Consider the following 20,104-nt stretch of genomic DNA (forward strand, 5'->3'; position numbering starts at 1 on the left):
TGTCCCTTGGTTAGTCACTTCGAGATGCGTTCACCCAGGAGCACCGGATTGGGGTTGCGAGCGTCTCCTCTTTGGGGTCGCCGGCGATGTTGAACTTCGCCGAGTTAACGCTCTGGCAGACTAACTCGCCGACCACGTTCCGCGAGTACACGCTTGCCGCTTGCGTCCTGCACCACCTTGCACTTCTCGCCCCGAACGGGAGCAGGTCGCTGTCCGCGTCCGGGGTGAGCGAAACGCCGTCCACCCGCCGCGGTCAGCGGGTGATGTAGAACGACGCCTTCACGTTCCCGACTAGCGCACCAGTCAGCGTCGGGCCGACGTTGTCCGACGCATTGAACGTGAAAACCAAGTCCTGGAACAGGTTCGGCGACGCGAGCAGGTCGGTTCCCCGGAACACCGGCCGGATTAGGGTTCCGCTGTAGGTGGCCCGAACACCGTCCATCCCACCCAGGTAAACATCGATGTCGGTGGACTGGTTCCCGTTGTTCTCGCCGAAGTCCGACTCCGCCAGCGCGCCTTCGATCGCGAAAATGTCGTCCTTGGTCATGCTGAATGTAACCGACCGAAGGCTCTGGGGGATGTAGCTGGCGAACCGGAACGCGTTCGGTCCCGCCGCGAACCCGATCCCGAAGGCGCCGCCGTTGAAAAATCCGCCCGGACCCGGGTCGGGGAGCAGTCTCTCGGTGAAACTGAACTCGTTGGTGAGGTCGGAGCGCAGCGGGGCCGTGATCCGAACGCCCGCTCGGATGGCCGACGTGAAGTCGTCGCTCAGCCCGCTCGGCTTCAACCTGTCCGGTCGCCGGACGCCCAGGTCGAAGCCGACCTCGCCGTTCCCGGTCGTGTCCCCGTCCTCGGTCAGGGTCAGCTCGTTGTAGACGACCGTGACCAGGAAGTCCTCGACCAGCGGGTTCGACCCCAGGCTGAACTCGACGCCGTCGTCACGGGCGTCGTCGTCGGTGTTCCCGTCGTTCGGGTCGGAGCGGAACGCGCCGCCGTTGAAGTTGAACTCCTGGCCGTCCACTACCCCGTCGAAGTCGGCATCGGCCTCGATCGGGCTGCTGTACACCCGGTACGGCGTGCGACCGACGGGCCGCACCACCCAGCGGTTCGCCTCGACGTCCGTCAGCTCGGCCTCGGCCCCGTCGGAGCGCAAGTCGTTGTCGGTGTCGGCGTCGAGCGGGTTGGTCTTGATGATCCCGAGGTTCCGGCCGCCGACCTCGTGGCCCAGCGTGTAGCCCTGATACTCGACCCGGTCGGGGATGCCGTCCCCGTCCGTGTCGTTCGACAGCGGGTCGGTCTTGAGGAAGAACTCCTCGTAGTCGGTCAGCCCGTCGCCGTCGCTGTCCACCGCGTCGGTCCGGGACGTGCGGGTCACCGTCGTCGATGCCCCGTTCTGGAGGGGCGTCGTGCTGACCCCGTCCGTGGTCACCCGCCACCCGGCGCGCTCGACCGGGTCCGGCAGGCCGTCGCCGTCGTTGTCGGTGTCGTTGCTGTCTCTGGGGTCCAGCCCGACCCGTCGCTCGAACCCGTCGGAGAACGGGTCGGCGTCGGTGAACGGGGTGGTGGGGTTGGTCTGGACGTTTCTGAGCGTCGTACCGTCGATCAGGCGGGTGACGGTGAACCCGATGATCTCCGTCGCGTCGTCGATGCCGTCGCCGTCGGTGTCCTTCAGGATCGGGTCGAGGGCGTAGTCGGCGGCGTTCAGTTTGAACACCTCCCCTTCGTCCCGCAGGCCGTTGTTGTTGGCGTCGTTCCAACCGCCCGGGGCGGCGTCGGCGTCGGACCCGGTGTACTCCAGCCGGTCCACGACGCCGTCGCCGTCGGAGTCCACGCCGGGCACGGGCGCGTCGAAGTTCGAGTCGGCCCGGTTGGGCGACGAGTACACCTGGTAGGTGCGCTGGGGCGTGGTCACCTGCCAGCCGATCAGCGCCTCGAAGCGGTCGTCCAGGCCGTCGCCGTCGGTGTCCTTCTTCAGATCCGAGGTGCGCAGGAGGTACTCCACGTCCGCCGGCAGCCCGTCGTCGTCGACGTCCTGCACGTAGTTCAGGCTCACCCCGTTCCGGCTGGTCAGGACCGTGCGCTCCAGGTCGGCGTCCCGCACGATGCCCTTCGGGCCGATTAACTGCCAGTAGCGGCCAGTGGCGGCGTCGTTGGCGATCCCGCGGACGCGGACGATCCGCTCCAGCCCGTTCACCACCTGGGTCGAGTAGCTGTTCCGCACCTGCTCCGGCGTCAGGTTGGCGGTCGGGGTGGCGGCCTCGTCGTACCGGGTCAGGCCGATGGACGACATCGCCTGGTGGAAGGTGATGCCCACCAGGTTGCCCTTGGTGTCGAACGTGACGCGGCGGTCGGGCACGAACGTGGCGTCGGCGGCGGTCACCCGCCCGTCGCCGGTGGCGTCGATGCCCAGCGCGTTGCCCCGGGCGTCGAACAGCTCCCGCGGGGTGAAATCGACCTTGCCGTCGCCGTTGGTGTCGGCGACCGCCCGCCCGGTGGCGGTGGCGACGCGGTACGACTCCACCTGCGGGACGCGGGCCGCGTCGAACGGCTCGCCGTTGATCTGGGCGAGCAGCTGGTTGGCCCCGCCGAAGTCGATCAGCACGGCGGCCGTCCGCTCGACCACGTCCTGCGAGACGAAGGCGAAGTTGCGGCCCGGCTCGCCGCCCCGCCCCTCGGTCACCACGTCGTAGTTCGACAGCCGGAAGATGAGGCCGGTGGAGTTCGCCATCAGGCTCTCGACCAGGCTCGGGATGACGGTCGTGTTCTTGAAGATGATCGGGCCGCGGTTGGGCACCAGCGGCCCCAGGGCGAAGCCGGAGGACGGCTCGAACTCCGGCACCAGGGTGGCGACCGGGGTCAGCCGCGTGTGGTCCTGCGGGTCGAGGATGAGCGCCGTGACCTGCAAGTTCTTGATGCTGAAAGCCAGGTCGCTGAGGTTGCGGAGGCTGACGGCCGCCTGCATACTGGCCCCGACGACGGTGCGCTCGGCAACGAACCCGTTCGTCACCTCCCGCTCGGTCTGCAGCGACTTCTCGTACTCCTTGCGGTTCTCCTCGGCCGACTCCTTTGTGTTGTTGTAGGTGTAGCCGGCGGTGAGGCCGATCTCGGTCTCGACGCCCTCGCCGCCGATCGTGAAATTGAGGCCGGCCTCGACGTTGGCCGTGTGTTGCACGGTTGCGGTGTTGGTGGTGGCGTTGGTCAAGTTGCTGCGGACCGTTTCGACCCCCAGGTCGCGGGTCTCGCGGTTGTTGGTCTCGGTGAACCGCACGTCGAGCGACAGGCTCACCCCGCCGATTGAGATGTCCGGCCGGGGCAGGTCGGCGACGAGGATGTTGCGCGGCCCGCCGAGCGGAATCTCGACCCCGTCGGGGATCTGGTCGCCGTCGGTGTCGGCGAACACCGGCGAGCTCTTGACGCCCAGGAACTCGGTGCCGTCATCCACCCCGTCGCCGTCGCTGTCGCCCTTCAGGTGGTCGCTGAAGATCTCGGTGTACTCCTGCCAGTCGGTGAGCAGGTCGTCGTCCGAGTCCTGGTCCCGCGGGTCCAGCCGGAGTTGGGCTTCGACGTTGTCGGTGAACCCGTCCCCGTCGGTGTCCGCGAGGAACGGGTCACTGGTCACCCAGCGGCTCTGCGTCACCCCGCTGGCCGGGGTGACGGTGACCAGCCAGCCGCGCAGCTCGTCGTTGTCGGTCAAGCCGTCCCCGTCGGTGTCTACCAGGAGCGCGCCGCCCGGGGGCGTGCCGCGGAACGTGGCCTGGGACGGGTCCACCCGGCCGCCGGAGGTGACGGTCGGCGGCCCGAACGGGTTACCGGCCAGGTCGGTCAGCCCGAACGCGGTAACCGTGTAGCTCAGCTCGTTCTGGGAGCTGGTGTTCAGCTCGACGACGCGGCGGTCGCCGTTGAAGAACCGCGGCGCCAGGGCGGCCTCCCCGGGCCGGTCACCGAGCACCCGCGCGCCGCCGGCTTCCGGCCCGGTCGTTGTCTGGGCGATCCGGTAGAACGCCGGGTTCAGGGCCGAATCGGCCATCGCCTCGCTGAACGACACCAGCACCTTCGTGTTGCCCAGCGAGGTGGCGCCGACCACCCGCGGCGGGGCGGTGTCCGGGCCGACGTCGTTGACCGGCGTGCCCGCGGCCACCTCGGCCGCGTCGCCCACGTTGTCCCCGTCGGTGTCCTGGGACAGCGGGTTGCTCCGCAGCTCGATCACCTCCCGGATGTCGGTCAGGGTGTCGGCGTCGCTATCGGCCTGCCGCGGGTCGGTGCCCAGCCCCTTCTCGCGGCGGTCGTCGAGGCCGTCGCCGTCGGTGTCGGGGCGCAGCGGGCTGCTGGTCACGGGGCGGCTGACCTGCGCCCCGTTGAGCTTCGTGACGGTCACCGTCCAGCCGGCCAGCTCCTCGCCGTCGGTCAGGTCGTCGCCGTCGGTGTCGGCCTTGAGCGGGTCGCTGCCGACCTCCAGCTCGCGAGCGTCCGCGGCGCCGTCCACGTCGGTGTCGGTCGCACTCGGGTCGGTGCCGAGCGCCTTCTCGCGGGAGTCGTCCAGCCCGTCGCCGTCGGTGTCGGCCTTCAGAGGGTTACTTGTCACCTGGCGGGTGGCGGTGATGCCGTTGGCCGCGGTGAAGCTCACGGTCCGGGCGATCGCCTCGGCCGGGTCGGCGATCATGTCGCCGTCGGTGTCGGCCGCGGTCGGGTCGCTGCCCAGGAGCCGCTCCTGGGCGTCCTCAATGCCGTCACCGTCGGTGTCCTTCTTGGTCGGGTCGCTGGTCACCGGGCGGGTCGCGGTGGTGCCGTCCGCCAGGGTGACGGTGACCGCCCACCCGGTCCGCTCCTGGTCGTCGGTGAGGCCGTCCCCGTCGGTGTCCACGGCGGGCGCCGGTGCCGGTATCGGACCCGCCCCGACCGGGTTCGGCGCCGGGTCCGATACCGGCACCGGGGCCGCGGCCCGGGCCAGCGCCTGAAACTGGTTCTCCGCGGACGATGCGATCAGGGCCGCGAGGTCGGTGAGGGTCTGCGCGCCGGCGCTCAAGGCGCTCGCCATGTTCTGGAGCGACCCGGCGTCGGCCGGGCGGCCGAGGTACCGCTGGAACAGGCCGTTCACCTCGACCCGGGACCGCTCGGGACTGCTCACGAACGCGCCGATCAGTTCCGCGCGGGGGCGCCCGGTGGCGAGCAGGCCGGTGTAGTGCGCGGTCTCGTCGGCCCCGGGCGCCCGGCCCAGGACCGCCTGATACAGGGCCTTCACGAAGTCGGCGTTGTCGGCGTTGCGGACCCCGAACTCGGCCGAGCCGAGCAGCGCGGTCAGCGCCTGCCGCTCCGAGCCCCCGCTCTGGAGCAGCGCCACCAGCCCCTGCGAGGCGGCGTCGGCGGGGCGCCCGAGGGCCGCCTGGTACAGGTCGTTCACCTGCCGGGCGCGATGCTCCGCGGACACCAGAAAGCCCCGGGCGACGGCGTCCGGGCTGAGGCCGGACTGGAGCTTGACCACCCACGGGTTCACCTCGCCCGGGGTCGCGTCGCGGCCCAGGATCTCGGTGTAGAAGTTGCCCACCACCGTCGCCTCGATGCCGGGGGCCACCAGGGCGGCGGGCACCTCGCGGGCTTCGAGCGCTTCGAGCGCGAGTCCCGGGCGCGGAGCGCGGGGCTCGCGCTCGGGTGCGGTCAGGTCGGGGAGCAATTGACGGATCGGGTTCATTGCGGGTTCTCGCGTGGTGCCCGGTGGGCGGCAGTATCGGCTTGAGGGGGCCGGTCGGGATGCGGACGGCCTGCCCGGACACTACCAATGCGAAAACCGGCTGCGCGCTTCGCCACCGAAAAGAGAAATGCGGTGAGAGGTGAACGTGTTCCAGGCGCGTGGGAGCGCCGCGCCCGCAACCGACGGCTTCTGACCGAACGGGTTATTCGGGCAGTCGGATGATCGCGACCCGGCCGTCGCGCAGCCCGACGGCCGCGTATCGGCTGTGGCCGGCGACGGCCGCGCAGGTCGGCGCCCCGAGCGCGTGCAGTTCGGTCGTGTTGCGGCACCGCCCGGCTGCGTCCGCGTCCCAGGTGCGCACGGTGCCGTCCGCGCTCGCGGTGACGAGCCGGTCCCCGAGCGTGTGGAAGGCGAGCGCCAGGATGCTGCCCTTGTGCCCGCGCAGCGCCTCCCGCGAGTCCCCGGTTGCGGCGTCCCACCGCCGGACCACGTCGAAGTTGGTTGCGACGTTCGCAACGGCGACCTGGTTGCCGCCGGGGGACACCGCGAGGCACCGCTGCCACGAGGTGCTGATCGCCCCGCCCGCGGCACCGGTCTTCGGGTCGATCACCTGCACCACCTGGCCGTCCCGCGCGGCCAGCGCGCGGCCGGCGCCGCTGAACGCCAGTTCCTGAATTCGCCCCAGGCCGAACCGCAGTTCCCCGGCGCGGGCGCCGGTGCGCGGGTCGTACAGGTTGACCGCTCCGGCCTCCGAGCCGCCGACCGCCAGCACCGCTCCCGACGGGTCGAACGCGAGGCCGGCGCCGTCCCCGGAATTGCCGGGCAACTCGCGCAGGTGGCGCCCGGTGGCCGCGTCCCACAGCGCGACCGTGCCGTCGCGCGGGCCGAACGTTGCCAGTAGCTTCCCGTCCGGGCTGAAGGCCAGTGCGCGGGCCGGCAGCGCGCGCTTCCCCAGGAACCGCGGGCCCGCGGACCCGCCGGCCGCGAGGCGCTCGAAGTCCCACACCCGGAGGGTGCCGTCCGCGCCGGCGGTTGCGACGGCGCGTGCGTCCGGGCTGAGCGCGACGGCCGCGACCGCGGTGTCGTCGTCGCCCGGCGGGTACACCTCCGTGCCGCTCGGGGCGTCGAACACCCTCACCCGATCCCAGCGCGGGTGAGCGGCCACGACGAACACCGTCCGCCCGTCCGCACTCACCTCGAAGAAGAGGTTGCTGCCGGTCACCCGAACCGGGTGGGTCGCGACCGGCTTCCCGGTGGCCAGGTTCCAGCGCGTGAACCGCTGCCCGGAGTTGTTGAAGTAGAAGCCGCCCGCGGTGAGCAACCCGTGCCCGTCCGGGGCAAACGCGAGCAACCCCTTACCCGGCGCCGGGAGCGCGTGGAGCACTTTGAAAGAGTCCTCCGTCCCGGGGGCGGCCTCGTGAACGAGCGTGCCCTCGTCGTCCGCGACCGCGAGCCGCGAGCCGTCCGCGCTCCAGGCGACGGCCTCGTACCGCTTCAGCCCCCTCAACGTGGCGACCCGCCCGCCCGCGTCTGGGACGTACACGTCGCACCCGTCGAAGAAGGAGGTGACCGCGAGCCGCTTGCCGTCGGGCCGGAAGGCGAGGTGCGTCAGACGCTGCGGCAAGCGGCTCAGGACGCGGTGCAGTTTTACCTCCGGCGGTTGTGGGGAGCGGTCATCGACCGTCCAGACGATGACCGCGGGGGACGGCTCGCCGGCGGTGAGCGGCGCGTCGCCCGCGGTCGCGAGCCACTTGCCGTCGGGGCTGAACGCGGCGGCGAACACACGGCCCTTGTGCTCCTCCAGCATCCGTTCCAGTTTCCCGGTGGCGACGTTCCAGAGTCGCACTGCACTGTCGCCGCCCCCGGACACGAACCACTTGCCGTCGGGGCTGAACGCCGCGCGGGTGCCGCGATGAACCGGCTCCCGCGGCCCTGGTTCTCGGACGTTGCCGGTCAGAGTCTGGACCGTCACCCCGGACCGGGCGTCCAGGATCAGGACACGCTCCCCGCACAGGACGGCGAGCCGCTCGCCGTCGGCGCTGCGGACCGGCCAACTCGCCGCTTCTGGGGTCTCCGGGACTCGAAACGGGAGCGGATTCGAGAGGGCGATCACGACCCAGGGCGGCAACCCGGTGCCCGAACCGGCGGCCGCGAGTGCCTCCAGGGGGTGCGGCCGCGCCGGCCCCGGCGGGTGCAGGGTCGGCGCGGCTTGGGCCGGCCCCGGCGGCGCAGGCGGTTCCGCGATCGAAATTCCCTCCGGGACCGCGCCGCGGTCGCGGCCCGGGGCGAACGCGAGCAGCGTCGCGGTCGCGCAAGCGACCAACCCCAGCACGACCGAACTGCGGAACCACGGGCGCCGGGCGCGGGGCGCGCGCGCCGGTTCGCCCTCGCCTTTTTGGAGCCGGTCCAGGTGACGCGCGAGAACCGCGGCGACCTCGGCGGCCGATTGGTAGCGATCGGCCGGCGCCTTGGCGTGCAACTTGGCGACGACCGCGGCCAGCCAGCGCGGGACACCGGGGTTCACCTCGGGGAGCGGGGTGGGGTGGGCTTCGCACACGCGCCTGAGCACGGCCATCGCGCTCGCCGCGTGGAACGGGGGGCGCCCGGCGCACAGCGTGTACAGCACACTTCCAAGGCTGAACAGGTCGGTGCGGTGGTCGAGCGGCGAGCCGTCGGCCTGCTCGGGAGACATGAACGCGGGGGTCCCGGCGATCAGCCCCGACTGTGTCAGGCTGGCGTCGTCGGCGGCCCGGGCCAGTCCGAAGTCGGTGATCTTAACGCGGTCGGGGGCTCGCTCTAGCAGGATGTTGGCCGGTTTTACGTCCCGGTGGATCAGCCCCTGCTCGTGCGCCGCGGCGAGGCCGCTGGCGATCTGGAGTCCGATGCGGAGCACGTCTCGCACCGGCAGCGGGCCATCGCGAACGACCTTGGCCTGGAGCGTCGGCCCGTCGACGAACGACATGACCAGGTACGGCACCGGCCCGGCAGGCTCGACGGCGTGGATGTCGATCACGTTCTCGTGGACGACGGCCGCCGCGATTTGGGCTTCGCGGACGAACCGCTGCCGCGCCGACCCGCTCCCGGCCAGCGCCGGGCTGAGCACCTTGATGGCCACGACCCGCTGCAACTTCTCGTCGAACGCGCGGAACACCACCCCGGCGCCGCCGCGGCCCACCACCTCGAGCACCTCATAGTGGCCGAGTCGCCCGAGTGCGTCCGCTCGCGCCGGGGGGCCGAGGACGGAGAGCGTGTGTTCGTCGGTCGACCCCTGCGGGGTCATCAAGTCGCCCGCGAGTTGCTCGGCCACGGGCACGTTCAGGAAGGTGTCCGAGGTGCTGGCCCGGAGCAGTGCGTCGATCCGGCCGCGGAGGGCCTGGTCGCCGCCGCACGCGGCGTCCAGGTACGCGCCCCGGTCGGCCGGCGCGGGCCGGTTCAGGGCCTCGAGGAAAATGTCGCGCTCGCGCACGTCGGTACCGTGGAATGGCCGTTAGCCCCGCGGCAGTGCGGGGCGTCCTTAACATGCGAAATCCGGTGCGCGTGTCCGCCAACTTTTTTGTCGCAGGCGTCACGCCTCGGGCCCGACAGCGTCCCGGAGCCAAGCGCGGGCGTACGCCCACAGCCGGTCCGCGGTCCGCGGCGAGACGCCCATCGCCGCCGCGCACTCGGCCAGAGACAGCCCCGCGAAGTACCGGAGGTGAACGAGCTTTGCGGCCTCGGGGTCGATCCCGGCGAAGCGGTCCAGCGCCTCATTGAGCGCAAGGAGGTCTTCCTTCAGCTCGGGCACCGTGACCGCGTCCGGGTCGAGGTCACGGCGGGTGTGGTCGCCGCCCCGCTTGAGGCTCTCCTTGCGCCGGGCCGCCTCGACGAGGATGCGGCGCATGGCCTCGCCGGCAGCGGCGAAGAAGTGGCCGCGCCCCTCCCACCCGAGGCCCTCTCCGCCGACGAGGCGCAAGAACGCTTCATGGACTAGTGCCGTCGGCTGGAGCGTTTGTCCGGGCGCCTCGCGCGCGAGGCGGGCGGCGGCGAGTTGGCGCAGTTCCTCGTAGACGAGCGGCAGCAGTTCCGCAGTGGCCTGCCGGTCGCCGGCAGCCGCGGCGCTGAGCAACTGTGTAACTTCGGACATGCCGCACGGTTACCAGGATGCGATAATTGGTTTAATTTTCTCATCATGCGCCGAGCGCCTTGCTCGGTCAAGGTCGCGCCGAGACCTGCGCCCCCCTGGATCTGACTGGGGCAGTGGGGACGACGGCCGCATGCCAGACCGAGCCCCTCGACCTGGGTGTATGACAGGGTTTGCGTCTGGTGGGTATTGGACTATCTTGGTCCGTGGCAAATCCCCTTCCGCAGTTTGGCCCAAGTGCAAGGCAGGGCTACCGATGGCGAAAAACAAACTGACGCCAGAGCAGCTCGGGGCCATCACAGATCTCGCCAAGCAGTGGGGTAAAATCGTCGCCAGGAGCGCCTACGGCGACAGTGGGCCGGGGCTCGATGTGGACTTCGACCAGATGGAGCCGATCGCCGCCGCGGCCACCGCCGGGCTGGCCGCCGGCACACTCGAACACCTCGCCGAGCGACAAGCCCAGCGACTCCCCGACGAGTCGCCCTGTCCCGCCTGCCAGAAGCCCGGCCGTTTGAGCACACGGCCCCGCCAGGTCGTCGCACGCGGGGCCACCATCACCCTGCAAGAACCCGTCGCCCACTGCCCCGCCTGTCGCCGGGACTTTTTCCCCCCACCGACCCCACCTCAAACTTGACGCCCACGGGTACAGCCCTTCCGTACTCGCCAAGGTCGTCCACGCCGGGGCGGTGCTCCCGTCGTTCGAGTTGGCCGCCCGAACCCTCCGGCTCCTGGCCGACGTGTCGATCAGCGGTCGGCACGTCGGGCGACTGACCGAGGCGGTCGGTGCCGAGTTGGTCGCCACACGCGACGAGCAGGCCGAAGCCCACCGCCGCCGCAAACTCGACGCCCGGGTTCCCAACACGCCGGACGTGGTGGCCGTCGAGGTCGACGGCGGCCGCTACCCGTGCCGCGCCGAGGGGCAAGGGTGCGGGGCGCGATCCCCGCAGTGGCGTGAGGACAAGGTCGCGTGCCTGGTCACACTCACCAGCACGGCGCACGACACCGACCCGCAACCGGAACCGCCCGCGTGCTTCCTCGACCGCAAGCACGTCGGGAACATGACGCAATGCTCCGTCGCGAGAGAGCCCGGCATCGCAGGCGGAGCGGCCGATCCTCCGGTCGTGTCGTCCCCGGAGAGGATCGACTGGCAACCCGAACGTGTGGTGCGGACGTGCGTGGCGACGACACGCGACAGCGAAGCGTTCGGCCGTCTGGTGGGTGCGGAGGCGAAGGCGAGGAACTTCGAGGCCGCGGGCCGTCGTGCGTTCGTGGGTGACGGTCCGGCGTACAACTGGGCGATCCAGAAGCGTTGGTTCGCGGAGTACGTGGCGGTGGTGGACGTCATCCACGTGTTGGGGTACGTGTGGCAAGCGGCGCGTGCGAGCGGCGGCAGCGACGCCGAGCAGTGGAACCGATACGTGCGCGGGATGCGTGGCTGCTGGCAGGGCCGTGTGTCCGAGGTACTCGCGGAAATGGACCGCGAGCAAGAACGGATCGGTGAGCCACCGGAGGACGCGGAGGACACGGACGTGCGTGTGGTACTCGAGCGGGCGTGTGGGTACTTGAAGAACAACGTGGCTCGGATGAAGTACCCGGGGTATCGGAAGGCGGGGCTGCCGGTAACCAGTTCGTGGGTGGAGTCGTTGATCAAGGAGGTCAACTACCGGGTGAAGGGAACCGAGAAGTTCTGGAATGAGGACGGTGCCGAGAGCGTGCTGGCGGTGAGAGCGGCCGTCCTGAGTGACGACGAACGACTCCAGTAGTTTCAAGTTGGGCGATTTATGAGTAGCGGGCCGCATGGGTTTACCGGTCAATGGTGGTTACCACGCCTCCACTGTCGGAGCCCCCATGCGACCCAAACGTCAGTCTATCCGAGCCACCCCGGCCCACGCCACCCGGCACCTCCGTCCGGTCCTGACCGACTGGCTCGGCCGTGCGGTCCAACTGCCCAAGCGTCGCCGCACCTGTACACCCGAGGTGGTGTGGCGGGTGGTGCTGTTCGCCGCGGCGTTCGCCCGCTCGGTGGCCGCGGCCTGTGCCGCGATCGCCGACGCCCCGTCCGGGCAGGCCATCTGGGATTGCTTGTACCTCACGCTGCCCAAGCGGCGCCGCACCCTCGAGCGGCGGTTGCGGCCGGCCCTCCACGCCCCGCTCGGCAAGCGGAAGCGGGCGGCTCGGGTCGCGATCGACTACCACCGGATCGGGTACTTCGGGACGCCGAACCGGGACACCACCCGGTCCAAGGGGGCCGGCGGCACCCACACGTTCCACACGTACGCCACCGCGTGCCTCGTCGGGGGACCGGACCGGTACACGCTCGGGTTGACGGCCGTGGGCGAGAAGGAGCCGATGACCGCGGTGCTCACCCGGCTGTTGGATCAGGTGACGGCGGCACGGGTTACGGTCCGGGTCGCGCTGCTGGACAAGGCGTTCTTCTCGATCGCGGTGATGCGGTTGCTCCAGGCGCGGGGTGTGCCGTTCGTGATCCCGGCCGTGGTCCGGGGCCGCAAGCCCCGGCCCGGGGTGAAGGGGGTCGGGTTGCGGGCCGTGCGGCGGCGGGGCGCGGGTCGATATGCGTACACCCACGCGGATCGGGGCACCTCGGTGCGGGTGCACGTGGTGATCGCTCACAAGAGCTACCGGTACCGGCGGACCGGGGGCCGGCGGAGCAAGAAGTTACTGTACGCGGCGTGGCGGGTGAGCGGGAGCCCGGTGGCGATTCGGGACCTGTACCGGACCCGATTCGGGATCGAGAGCAGCTACCGCCAGTTGGGGCAGGTTCGGCCCCGGACCTCGACCACCGATGGGGTCGTGCGACTCCTGTGGGTGGCCGTCGGGCTGATCCTGCGTAACGCCTGGTTGTGGTCCCGCTCAGCCCGCGGCCTCGGGTGGACACTGGCGGCGGTATGCCTGATACTGTTGGCCGATGGGCTGGCACCTACAGATGGCGAAAATAAGTCCATTACTACTGCACGATCGGCCAACAAAACCAAGCCGCCAACTTGAAACTACTGGACTCGCCAAGCACCTCGCCGCTCGACCCGGTTCGCCCTTCTACCGGCGAACCGCTGCCTCATTACAAACCCGGTCCTGCACCCCCTGGTTCATGGCCTCCTTGATGGACGCGGTGCCCGCGTACACGTCCGGGTCGAGCAGTTGGAGGAACAGGCTGAAGTTGGCCGGGTCGCCTTTGTGCGGGGTGGCGGTGAGCAGGAGCAGGTGATCGGTGGAGTCGCGGAGCAGCTCGCCGAGCGCGTACCGGGCGGTCTTCTTGGCCGGCGGGGACCATGACATGCGGTGCGCCTCGTCCACGATCACGAGGTCCCACCGGGTCTGCTTCAGGCCCGGAAGGATGTCGTCCCGCTTGGCGAGGTCGAGTGATGTGATGACCCGGGGCTCGTCGGCCCACCGGTTCACCCCGAACTGGTCCCGGATGTCGGACCCCTTCATGACCACGAACTTCTCGTCGAACTTCTCGCGCAGCTCGCGCTGCCACTGGAACGCGAGGTTCGCCGGGCACACGACCAGGACGCGCTCGGCCAGCCCGCGGAGCTTGAGCTCGCGGATCAGCAGCCCGGACATGACCGTTTTGCCCGCCCCGGCGTCGTCGGCGAGCAGGAAACGCACGCGGGCGAGCTTGAGGAGGTAATCGTAGACGGCTTCGAGCTGGTGCGGGAGCGGATCGACGCGGGAAATGGAGAGCGCGAAGTACGGGTCGAACTCGTAGGCGATGCCGAGCGCGTCGGCCTGGATGCCGAGCCGGATTAGCGCCCCGTCGCCCGCGAAGTCCGACGTGGCCTTCACGACCTGGAGTTGCGCGAGTTGCGCCGGGTCGAGGTTGACCTTGCGGAACCGCTCGGTGGTCAGCCCGACCACGCCGAGGGTGAACCCGCCGCCTGAGGCGGGCGCGACGGTCTCGACGCGCACCGGCTCGTGGAACAGCGGGCCGGTGAGGATCAGTCCGGGTTGCACGTCGGTCCTGGCCGGCTCGGTCCGCTCGGGGGCGCTCCGGCCGTGAAGCGGTCACGAAGGGCGCGTGATCGTTATAGGCAGACGGTACCGCGCCGGTGATCAGGCCGGTAGCTCCGAAGAGCAAAAGCGCGTCGGTCACCTCAGTAAACGCTCCCGGCGCTTCTTCTGCACGTTCAGCGCTTTCAGCACGAGCCCCATCTGCGAAACCGACATGCCTCGCACGTCAGTGAGCCCTTCGAGGCCGGTGCGAGCCAGTTTGTACACCCGGCTGTCGCTGGCTTGTCGGCTGGTGTAGGTCAGGTTGAGGCAGGTTCGGCACCCGAAAAACTTCCCGCACCGGAACACCTTCCGCACGCGGCGCCGCACCGGGCGCCGTCCGTGGTGAGCGGGCAGACCAACCACCAGCGGAACCCACCCAGGTGGCACCCGGTCGTCACCAACTGAACCGAGTACTCGAGCGACTCGACCGGCGACCCGAACCGGTACCGCAGACGCAGCGTTCCGGCCGTTCGCCCGACCGCGAGCGTGTAACCGATGGCGGAGTACGGTTCCTTTTCTCCGCGGCGCCACTCCAGGCGCCCGGTGCGCTCGGTCCCCGGAACCAACAACTCCCAGCGCTTGAGGTCGGCCGCGTCGATCGCGTCGCACGACTCGACCACGCGCTTTTTCGAGCCGCGCCTCTTGTTGAACGTACCGCCCATACGCTCCTCCGCACAGAAGCTGGATTCTCCGAAATCAATTGCACCGGGCCAGCACATTAGCTCGCCGCATCACGCACCAAGTGCATTCGAGACAACAAGTTCCGGTCAGGGGCGGGTTCTTAACCGATGTTGGCACGCCGCCACGGACCACGCGATGAGCTATCCATCCGTCGAGGTAGCAGCGCGTGTTCACCCGGTCGCAGCCGGCCCGTTCACCACGGTCTGGTTTGCGGCGAGGTTCAGTTGGGCTTGGCGAGCTGGCGGTCATCCTTGGTGACCGCGTCTTCGTCCTTATTCAGCACCCGCGCGGCGGTGAGCGCGTGCAGGTCGCGGCCGTCCGCGTACGCCGCCATCATAACCTTCTCGCGCGCCACCTTGGCGGCGATCCGCAGCTCGGTCTGTGAGTAATCGGCCTTCACCAGGGGGTGCTCGGGCCGGGCCGTGAAGCACCGCCGGTGCGCGGACCCGCGGGGCACCTGCTGCAGGTTCGGATCGGAACAGCTCATGCGCCCGGACTCGGCCCCGAGCTGGTTCCAGGATGGTAGCACGGCACCATCCTGGACGTGCTTCTCGACCCACACACGGCCGTAGGTACTGAGCCGTTTGGCGGCCGCACGGTACTCGCGTACCAGAGCGCCGAGCGGGTGGGCGATGCCCGCCAGGGTGTCGTCGTCGTCGGTGGCCGCTAGCGCGAACCCGAGCTGCGCGAACGCGGCCTTGACCTGTGACGGGCTGTCCCAGTTCCGGGTCTCCCTGCCGGGCAGGGCGCGCGGGTTCGGGGCCGCCGCGTCCATGGCGTCCGCGAGCCGCGCGTGGTCTGCACCTGCGCTCTCGGCGAGCGCGACCCAAGCGCGGGTATCGACGGCCACAGGCGCGGCCCAGGCCCCCCCGGCAGCGCCCGCATTTCGAGATCGGCGTTCCGGTCAGACCGACCGCCTCTAACTTTTCCCGGAGCGCGCTTGCGAGCGGTAGCAGCACCTCGGTGTCGGCCGCGGCGTACCCGAGTTGTGCGGGGGAGAGCGGCCCGGACCAGTCGGGGTCTGCTCACTCTTGTCGAGCGACCGCCCCAGTTCGCGCGCGGCCGCGTCACCAAGCCCGTGGCGGAAGCGGCCGTTGCTCTCCGCGCGGTCACCGGCGTGCCGCACGCGGGACGCCAGGATGGTGTCGAACACCTTTCCCGGCACGAACTCGAACGGGGCCAGAAACCGCAAGTCGAACTGCAGGTTGTGTCCGACCTGCTCCTTGTCCGCCAGCGCCGCGAACAGCGGCCGCAGATCCGCGACCGGGTCGGCGAACGCGAACACGTCGATCAGCGCCACGTCCTGGCCAGCCGCCACCTGAATCAACCGCACCCGGTCCCGGGCCGGGTCCAGTCCGGTGGTCTCGGTGTCCACCGCGACCGGCCCGGCCCAACCCTGGAGCGCGTCCGCGATTTCCCGGACCCCGGCCGCGTCGGCCGTCGGGAACGGAGCCGGACGTTCCGACACAACCGGCGCCGGTTCAACATTCTCCGGTCGCGGGGTCGGGTCGTCCGCAGCGCGGGCCGCCACGCTTCCGACGTCCGACACTTCCGACGCAACCGCCGGCGCGACGTGCAGGGGCGCGCTCGCGCTGCTGAAAAAAGTGAGCTTCTAGTACTACTCCGTTACCTCGCCACAACTGCTTATTTTACAACGTGTTATGCACACGCCTCCGGAATGCACCTTGACGGAACATCTTGTAGGATCTGGACTTGAGTCAAATGGAATGCTCACTACCAAGGCGGAATGTTTGCTGCTCTCGTGAACGGACTAGCCAGAATCGCTGGGATTTGAACCCATTGCGGGGCACGGACCTGTAGGTGTAGCTCGCCATAAATCGCGACAATTTAATTAGTTGTGGCGAAGTAACGGAGTAGTACTAGGGCGTGTGGACAGTTACCGTAGTAAGATCATAATGGATGCAATGTGAACGAATGCGAGGGAGTTGCGCGCGGTTTTGTCGTACCGTGTCGCAACCCGTCGGTATTGTTTGGCCTTAGCCCCAATACCGTTCGTCGAAGGGGGCGGCGAGGCCCGTTTTCGTGACGTAACTCGTTACACGATCGCCATCGCCCCCCCTGGAGCGAGGCTTCGACGAACGGTATTGGCCTTAGCCCAGAACCGCTCGACCAGATTGCGGTCCTTGTACCGGTCGGTATCGATGTGCCGCTGCTCGGCCCGGTTCTTGCGGCTCGGAATCACCGCCTCGCCACCCCGGGCCTCAATGCCATCCACGAGTTCCTGTTTGTCATATCCCTTGTCGCCGATGGTCACCGCCGGTGGAGCCCCGGCCAGCAACTCCTCAGCGTGCGTGATGTCCGCGTCTTGGCCCGGGCTCAGCAGCAACCGGGTGGGCAACCCGAGCCCGTTCACTCGGACGTGGATCTTAGTTCCGAACCCGCCCCGGCTTCGGCCCAACGCCTGCTCCTCTTGGCCTCCGGTTCCGTCGGACTGTTTTTCGCACCAGCGGCGCACGGGTGCGCCCGGATCACCGTCGAATCGAGGATCAACCACTCCAGGTCCGGATCCTGGAGCGCATCGAACAGCTTCTGCCAGAGCCCCGCTCGGGACCAACGGTCGAACCGCTTCCACACCCCGTTCCAGTCCCCGAACCGGTCCGGCAGGTCACGCCACGGGATCCCGGTCTTGCCCACGAACAGAACCGCATCGATGAACCGCCGCTTGGTTCCCGCCGGACCATACTTGGGCAGCAGCGGCTCAATGCGAGCCCAGTCGGCGTCCGAAATGGTGTGGCGGGACCGCATCAATAGCTCTCCAAATCGAGGGGAGCTAAAATAGTCATATTCGCGTTTCTGTCCACACGCCCTAGGTTATCGAGTCGCGCAGTCACCTGGGCCGCGCCGACGCGCAGCTTCGACCGGTTGCATGGGGATGTGTTTTCGGCGGGTATGATATCGGTCGTGACTACGACGTGTCATCCGCGTGGCCCGGTCCCGACGGGGGCTCAATCAACTCGTCCAGGCGTGGCCGCCGGAACCCGACGGCCAGGGCCTGGTACACGTCCCGCATGAACGACACCTCGAACGACGCGAACAGGTGCCGCACCCCGTCCCACACCGCGACCAGCGCGCCCTTCTTCACGACCGCCGCCTGGAACAGGGAGGGCACATCTGCTGCACCTGGTCGATCAGGAACGCCACGAGCATCAGGTGCGCCAGCACCACCGACAGGTGGTTGTCCCCGTGACCGAAGTTGTGCTCGAAGTGGTACCCCTGGTTCTTGAGCGTGTTGAACGTCTCGTTCTCGATCCGCCACCGGGCCCGCCCGGCCCCGGCCAGTTGCCCCACGTTCCCCGCGTGCACCGCCCGGTCCGTCACCCAGGTCCACTCCCCGTGTGTCCCATCCGGGCGCGCGTCCATCAGGTGCAGGAACGTGACCTTCACGGCCGCGTTCGACGCGTTCAGGGGCACGTCGGTGATCCACAGGTAGCTGCGACGGGCCCCGGTTTTCGTGTCTACGTCCTCGGCCATCTCGAACGCGTTCTGGTCCTGACGTTGGCACACGTGCCCGAACAGGTGCGCGTGGTCCGTGGGCTTGACGCCCAGGAGGAAATGGCACTTCGCCTGGTAGAGGTCCCGGGCGCACGGGGCGTTGCTGCTCAACGCGTCCTCGACCACCAGCACCGGCAGGTCCGGGTGGTCCTCGCGGAACCGGCTCAACCACCGCCGGGCCGCGTTCCGCTCGCAGTCGTTCTTGGTCCCCCCGTCAGCCCGCTGGATCGGCTCGGGGGCCAGGGCCAGGACCTCGGAGGAGTCCGGGTGAACGACCGCGGCCCCGAGCATCTGGTGGTAGTAGGACACGGCCCCGTTGGCGTGCCGGCGGGTCATGCAGTGCGGGCAATGGGGTGTGATCTGGCTGGTGCGCGCTTTCGAGCCGTTTTCGAGTGCGCGTCGGCGTTGCGATGCCGGGAGTTCGATTGAGGTTGTTCGTTGAGTGCCGGATTGGGGTGGGCAACGCCGCGTCCGGCGGGCGGAATGGAGGTACCTCTACAACCACACGCCCCGCACGGACGCGACGATGACTTACAGTACCCACTTGGCCACGCTCCTGTCCACCGGGGCTGTTGCGCCCGACGCCCCCGCGACCTTGCTCCCCCAGGAGATCCGCCCGCAACTCGAGAACCGGCTCGCGGAGCACTTCCGCGCCCTCGTGCGAGAGGTCGTCACCTTCTGCGCGCAACCGATCAGCCCGACGACCGTGTTCGAACTCGAGCACCGCATCGAAGCTCGACTCAAGGAACTGGGCCGGGAAGCGATGGCGTGCGTGTGCAACGGGCTCGAAGGGGGCGACCCGGACGCGTTGCCTTCCCACCTCCCGTCCGGAGGTGACGAGCTCCGCCTCCATAAGGCGAAGACGCGTCGGCACGTGGACACGCTGTTCGGCCCGATCGACCTGTGGCGGCACCTGTATCGCCCGGTCCATCGGGACTCGGCGGAGCGGGCGGTTGCCCCGCTGGCCCGGACCCTCGGAGTGGTCGCGAACGCCACCCCGGCACTGGCCGAGCGGGCCGGCCGATACCTGGCCGAAGCCGGGGCCACGCAACACGTGGTGCACGCGCGGTTGCGGGCTCAGCACCATGTGTCGATGGGGACGGCGCGCCTGCGCACCCTGGCCGCCCATCTGTCCGGGGAGATGGCCGAGGCCCGTCAGCCGCTTCAGGTCGCCAAGCGGTTGGACCTGCTGGACCGCGCCAACCGCGGGGGCGGGAGCCGCAAGGCGGCGCTGAGCGTGGGGCGGGACGGGATCACGCTGCGGGAGTACCGACACCGGTTGTACGAGGTCGCCGCGTGCGCCACGGTGACGGTGATCGACCGGGCCGGGAAGCGGCTCGGGACCGTCTACCTGGGGTGCGTGCCGGAACACGGTCCGGGGGCGGATGAGTGCCCACCTGACCGCGCGGATCGAGGCCGTGTTGCGCCGCTGGACCGGGCCGGTGCCGCGCCTGGCGTACGTGACCGACGCGGGGGATAACGAGACCGGGTATTACAACTGGGTGCTGCGGACTATGACGCACCCGCGGACCGGTGAGCCCCTGGCGTGGCAGCGGGTGGTCGATTTCTATCACACGATGGAGCGGGTGTGGACGATGGCCGGGGCGTTGTTCGGCGAAGGTACGCCCGCGGCGCGGGGCTGGGCGCGGCGTATGGGTGGGCTGTTGAAGAAGCCCAACGGCCCGTTCCGGGTGCTGCACGCAGCGGCCGCAATACGGTCCCGGCGGGTGCTGAGCCCGGCGGCGAAGAAGGAGTACGAGACGGCGTATCGGTACATCCGGGAGCGGACGCCGTGGATGCCGTATCACGAGTACAAGAGACGGCACCTGCCGCTGGAGAGCGGGATCACGGAGGCCGCGTGCAAAACGATCTTCACCCAGCGGCTGAAGCTGTCCGGGATGCGGTGGACCAAGGCGGGGGCGCAGGTGATCTTGGACCTGCGCGTGATGTTGCTCAGCGGGGTATGGTGTGAGGGCTACAGGCATGTACTCACAACGTATGCCGAGAACGAGTTACGGACTCCCGAACCGCAGCACGAAATTCCCATGCAAATGGCCGCGTGATCGGCGCAACAGTGGGACCACACCCTTGGC

At 69.4% G+C, this 20,104-nt stretch carries 17 protein-coding genes and 1 pseudogene; 6 read left to right on the plus strand and 12 right to left on the minus strand.

The annotated features are described in order from the left end of the window. The first annotated feature begins 86 nt into the window (after positions 1–86). Positions 87–269 (plus strand): hypothetical protein, encoded by a 183-nt coding sequence (locus GobsT_RS25365; RefSeq protein WP_029600602.1) that lies wholly within the window; start codon positions 87–89, stop codon positions 267–269. Here GobsT_RS25365 and GobsT_RS25370 read toward each other — a convergent pair. From GobsT_RS25370 to GobsT_RS25380, 3 genes are all read right to left on the minus strand, one after another. Beyond that, entirely contained in the window at positions 254–5,686 is a 5,433-nt protein-coding gene (locus GobsT_RS25370; protein ID WP_109570880.1) for a DUF4214 domain-containing protein, read from the minus strand. The genes GobsT_RS25365 and GobsT_RS25370 overlap by 16 nt on opposite strands. A 202-nt stretch (positions 5,687–5,888) precedes the next feature. Next, positions 5,889–9,152, minus strand: coding sequence for a WD40 repeat domain-containing serine/threonine protein kinase (locus GobsT_RS25375; RefSeq protein ID WP_010045419.1), 3,264 nt, complete (start codon positions 9,150–9,152; stop codon positions 5,889–5,891). Positions 9,153–9,251: 99 nt separating this feature from the next. Continuing rightward, on the minus strand, positions 9,252–9,809 hold the full coding sequence (locus GobsT_RS25380; RefSeq protein ID WP_029601129.1) for an ECF-type sigma factor: 558 nt from the start codon (positions 9,807–9,809) through the stop codon (positions 9,252–9,254). 253 nt (positions 9,810–10,062) lie between these two features. On the opposite strand from GobsT_RS25380, the gene GobsT_RS25385 reads away from it, so the two are divergent. From GobsT_RS25385 to GobsT_RS25395, 3 genes are all read left to right on the plus strand, one after another. Further along, positions 10,063–10,440, plus strand: a complete 378-nt coding sequence (locus GobsT_RS25385) for a hypothetical protein (RefSeq protein ID WP_010045415.1) — start codon at positions 10,063–10,065, stop codon at positions 10,438–10,440. 52 nt (positions 10,441–10,492) lie between these two features. Continuing rightward, positions 10,493–11,569 carry a hypothetical protein gene (locus tag GobsT_RS25390; protein ID WP_010045413.1) on the plus strand — a complete coding sequence of 359 codons (1,077 nt, stop codon included), beginning with the start codon at positions 10,493–10,495 and terminating at the stop codon, positions 11,567–11,569. 85 nt (positions 11,570–11,654) lie between these two features. Next, positions 11,655–12,812 carry a transposase gene (locus tag GobsT_RS25395; RefSeq protein ID WP_010033207.1) on the plus strand — a complete coding sequence of 386 codons (1,158 nt, stop codon included), beginning with the start codon at positions 11,655–11,657 and terminating at the stop codon, positions 12,810–12,812. A gap of 48 nt (positions 12,813–12,860) precedes the next feature. On the opposite strand, the gene GobsT_RS25400 is transcribed toward GobsT_RS25395, so the two are convergent. The 9 genes and pseudogenes from GobsT_RS25400 to GobsT_RS25445 all read right to left on the minus strand — a co-directional run bounded on the left by GobsT_RS25400 (position 12,861) and on the right by GobsT_RS25445 (position 18,347). Beyond that, the gene (locus tag GobsT_RS25400; protein ID WP_010045411.1) at positions 12,861–13,778 is read right to left on the minus strand and encodes a DEAD/DEAH box helicase; all 918 of its coding nucleotides are present in this window, start codon (positions 13,776–13,778) and stop codon (positions 12,861–12,863) included. 296 nt (positions 13,779–14,074) lie between these two features. Further along, positions 14,075–14,479: a hypothetical protein gene (locus GobsT_RS25410; protein WP_010045406.1), complete on the minus strand. Its 405-nt coding sequence runs from the start codon at positions 14,477–14,479 to the stop codon at positions 14,075–14,077. 239 nt (positions 14,480–14,718) lie between these two features. Beyond that, positions 14,719–15,348, minus strand: a complete 630-nt coding sequence (locus GobsT_RS25415; protein ID WP_010045402.1) for a DNA polymerase — start codon at positions 15,346–15,348, stop codon at positions 14,719–14,721. A 69-nt stretch (positions 15,349–15,417) separates the two neighbouring features. Next, complete coding sequence (locus GobsT_RS25420) at positions 15,418–16,029, minus strand: 3'-5' exonuclease family protein (RefSeq protein ID WP_010045400.1); 612 nt, start codon at positions 16,027–16,029, stop codon at positions 15,418–15,420. A gap of 366 nt (positions 16,030–16,395) precedes the next feature. After that, a pseudogene (locus tag GobsT_RS25425) lies at positions 16,396–16,500 on the minus strand (IS5/IS1182 family transposase); the annotation flags it as partial. A 54-nt stretch (positions 16,501–16,554) separates the two neighbouring features. Beyond that, entirely contained in the window at positions 16,555–16,857 is a 303-nt protein-coding gene (locus GobsT_RS25430) for a transposase (RefSeq protein WP_232068419.1), read from the minus strand. A gap of 11 nt (positions 16,858–16,868) precedes the next feature. Further along, entirely contained in the window at positions 16,869–17,264 is a 396-nt protein-coding gene (locus GobsT_RS25435) for an IS5 family transposase (protein ID WP_010045396.1), read from the minus strand. A gap of 160 nt (positions 17,265–17,424) precedes the next feature. After that, the gene (locus GobsT_RS25440) at positions 17,425–17,628 is read right to left on the minus strand and encodes a hypothetical protein (protein WP_010045394.1); all 204 of its coding nucleotides are present in this window, start codon (positions 17,626–17,628) and stop codon (positions 17,425–17,427) included. Next, complete coding sequence (locus GobsT_RS25445; protein ID WP_010045392.1) at positions 17,598–18,347, minus strand: hypothetical protein; 750 nt, start codon at positions 18,345–18,347, stop codon at positions 17,598–17,600. Before GobsT_RS25445 ends, GobsT_RS25440 begins: the two co-directional genes overlap by 31 nt. Positions 18,348–18,537: 190 nt before the next feature. Between GobsT_RS25445 and GobsT_RS25450 the strand changes: the two genes are divergently transcribed. Both GobsT_RS25450 and GobsT_RS25455 read left to right on the plus strand, forming a co-directional pair. Next, positions 18,538–19,491 (plus strand): hypothetical protein, encoded by a 954-nt coding sequence (locus GobsT_RS25450; RefSeq protein WP_010045389.1) that lies wholly within the window; start codon positions 18,538–18,540, stop codon positions 19,489–19,491. Next, the gene (locus tag GobsT_RS25455) at positions 19,433–20,074 is read left to right on the plus strand and encodes a hypothetical protein (RefSeq protein ID WP_148087872.1); all 642 of its coding nucleotides are present in this window, start codon (positions 19,433–19,435) and stop codon (positions 20,072–20,074) included. The genes GobsT_RS25450 and GobsT_RS25455 overlap by 59 nt, the downstream gene beginning before the upstream one ends. Positions 20,075–20,104: the final 30 nt, after the last annotated feature.

This window comes from Gemmata obscuriglobus (genome assembly GCF_008065095.1).
GTDB lineage: Bacteria > Planctomycetota > Planctomycetia > Gemmatales > Gemmataceae > Gemmata > Gemmata obscuriglobus.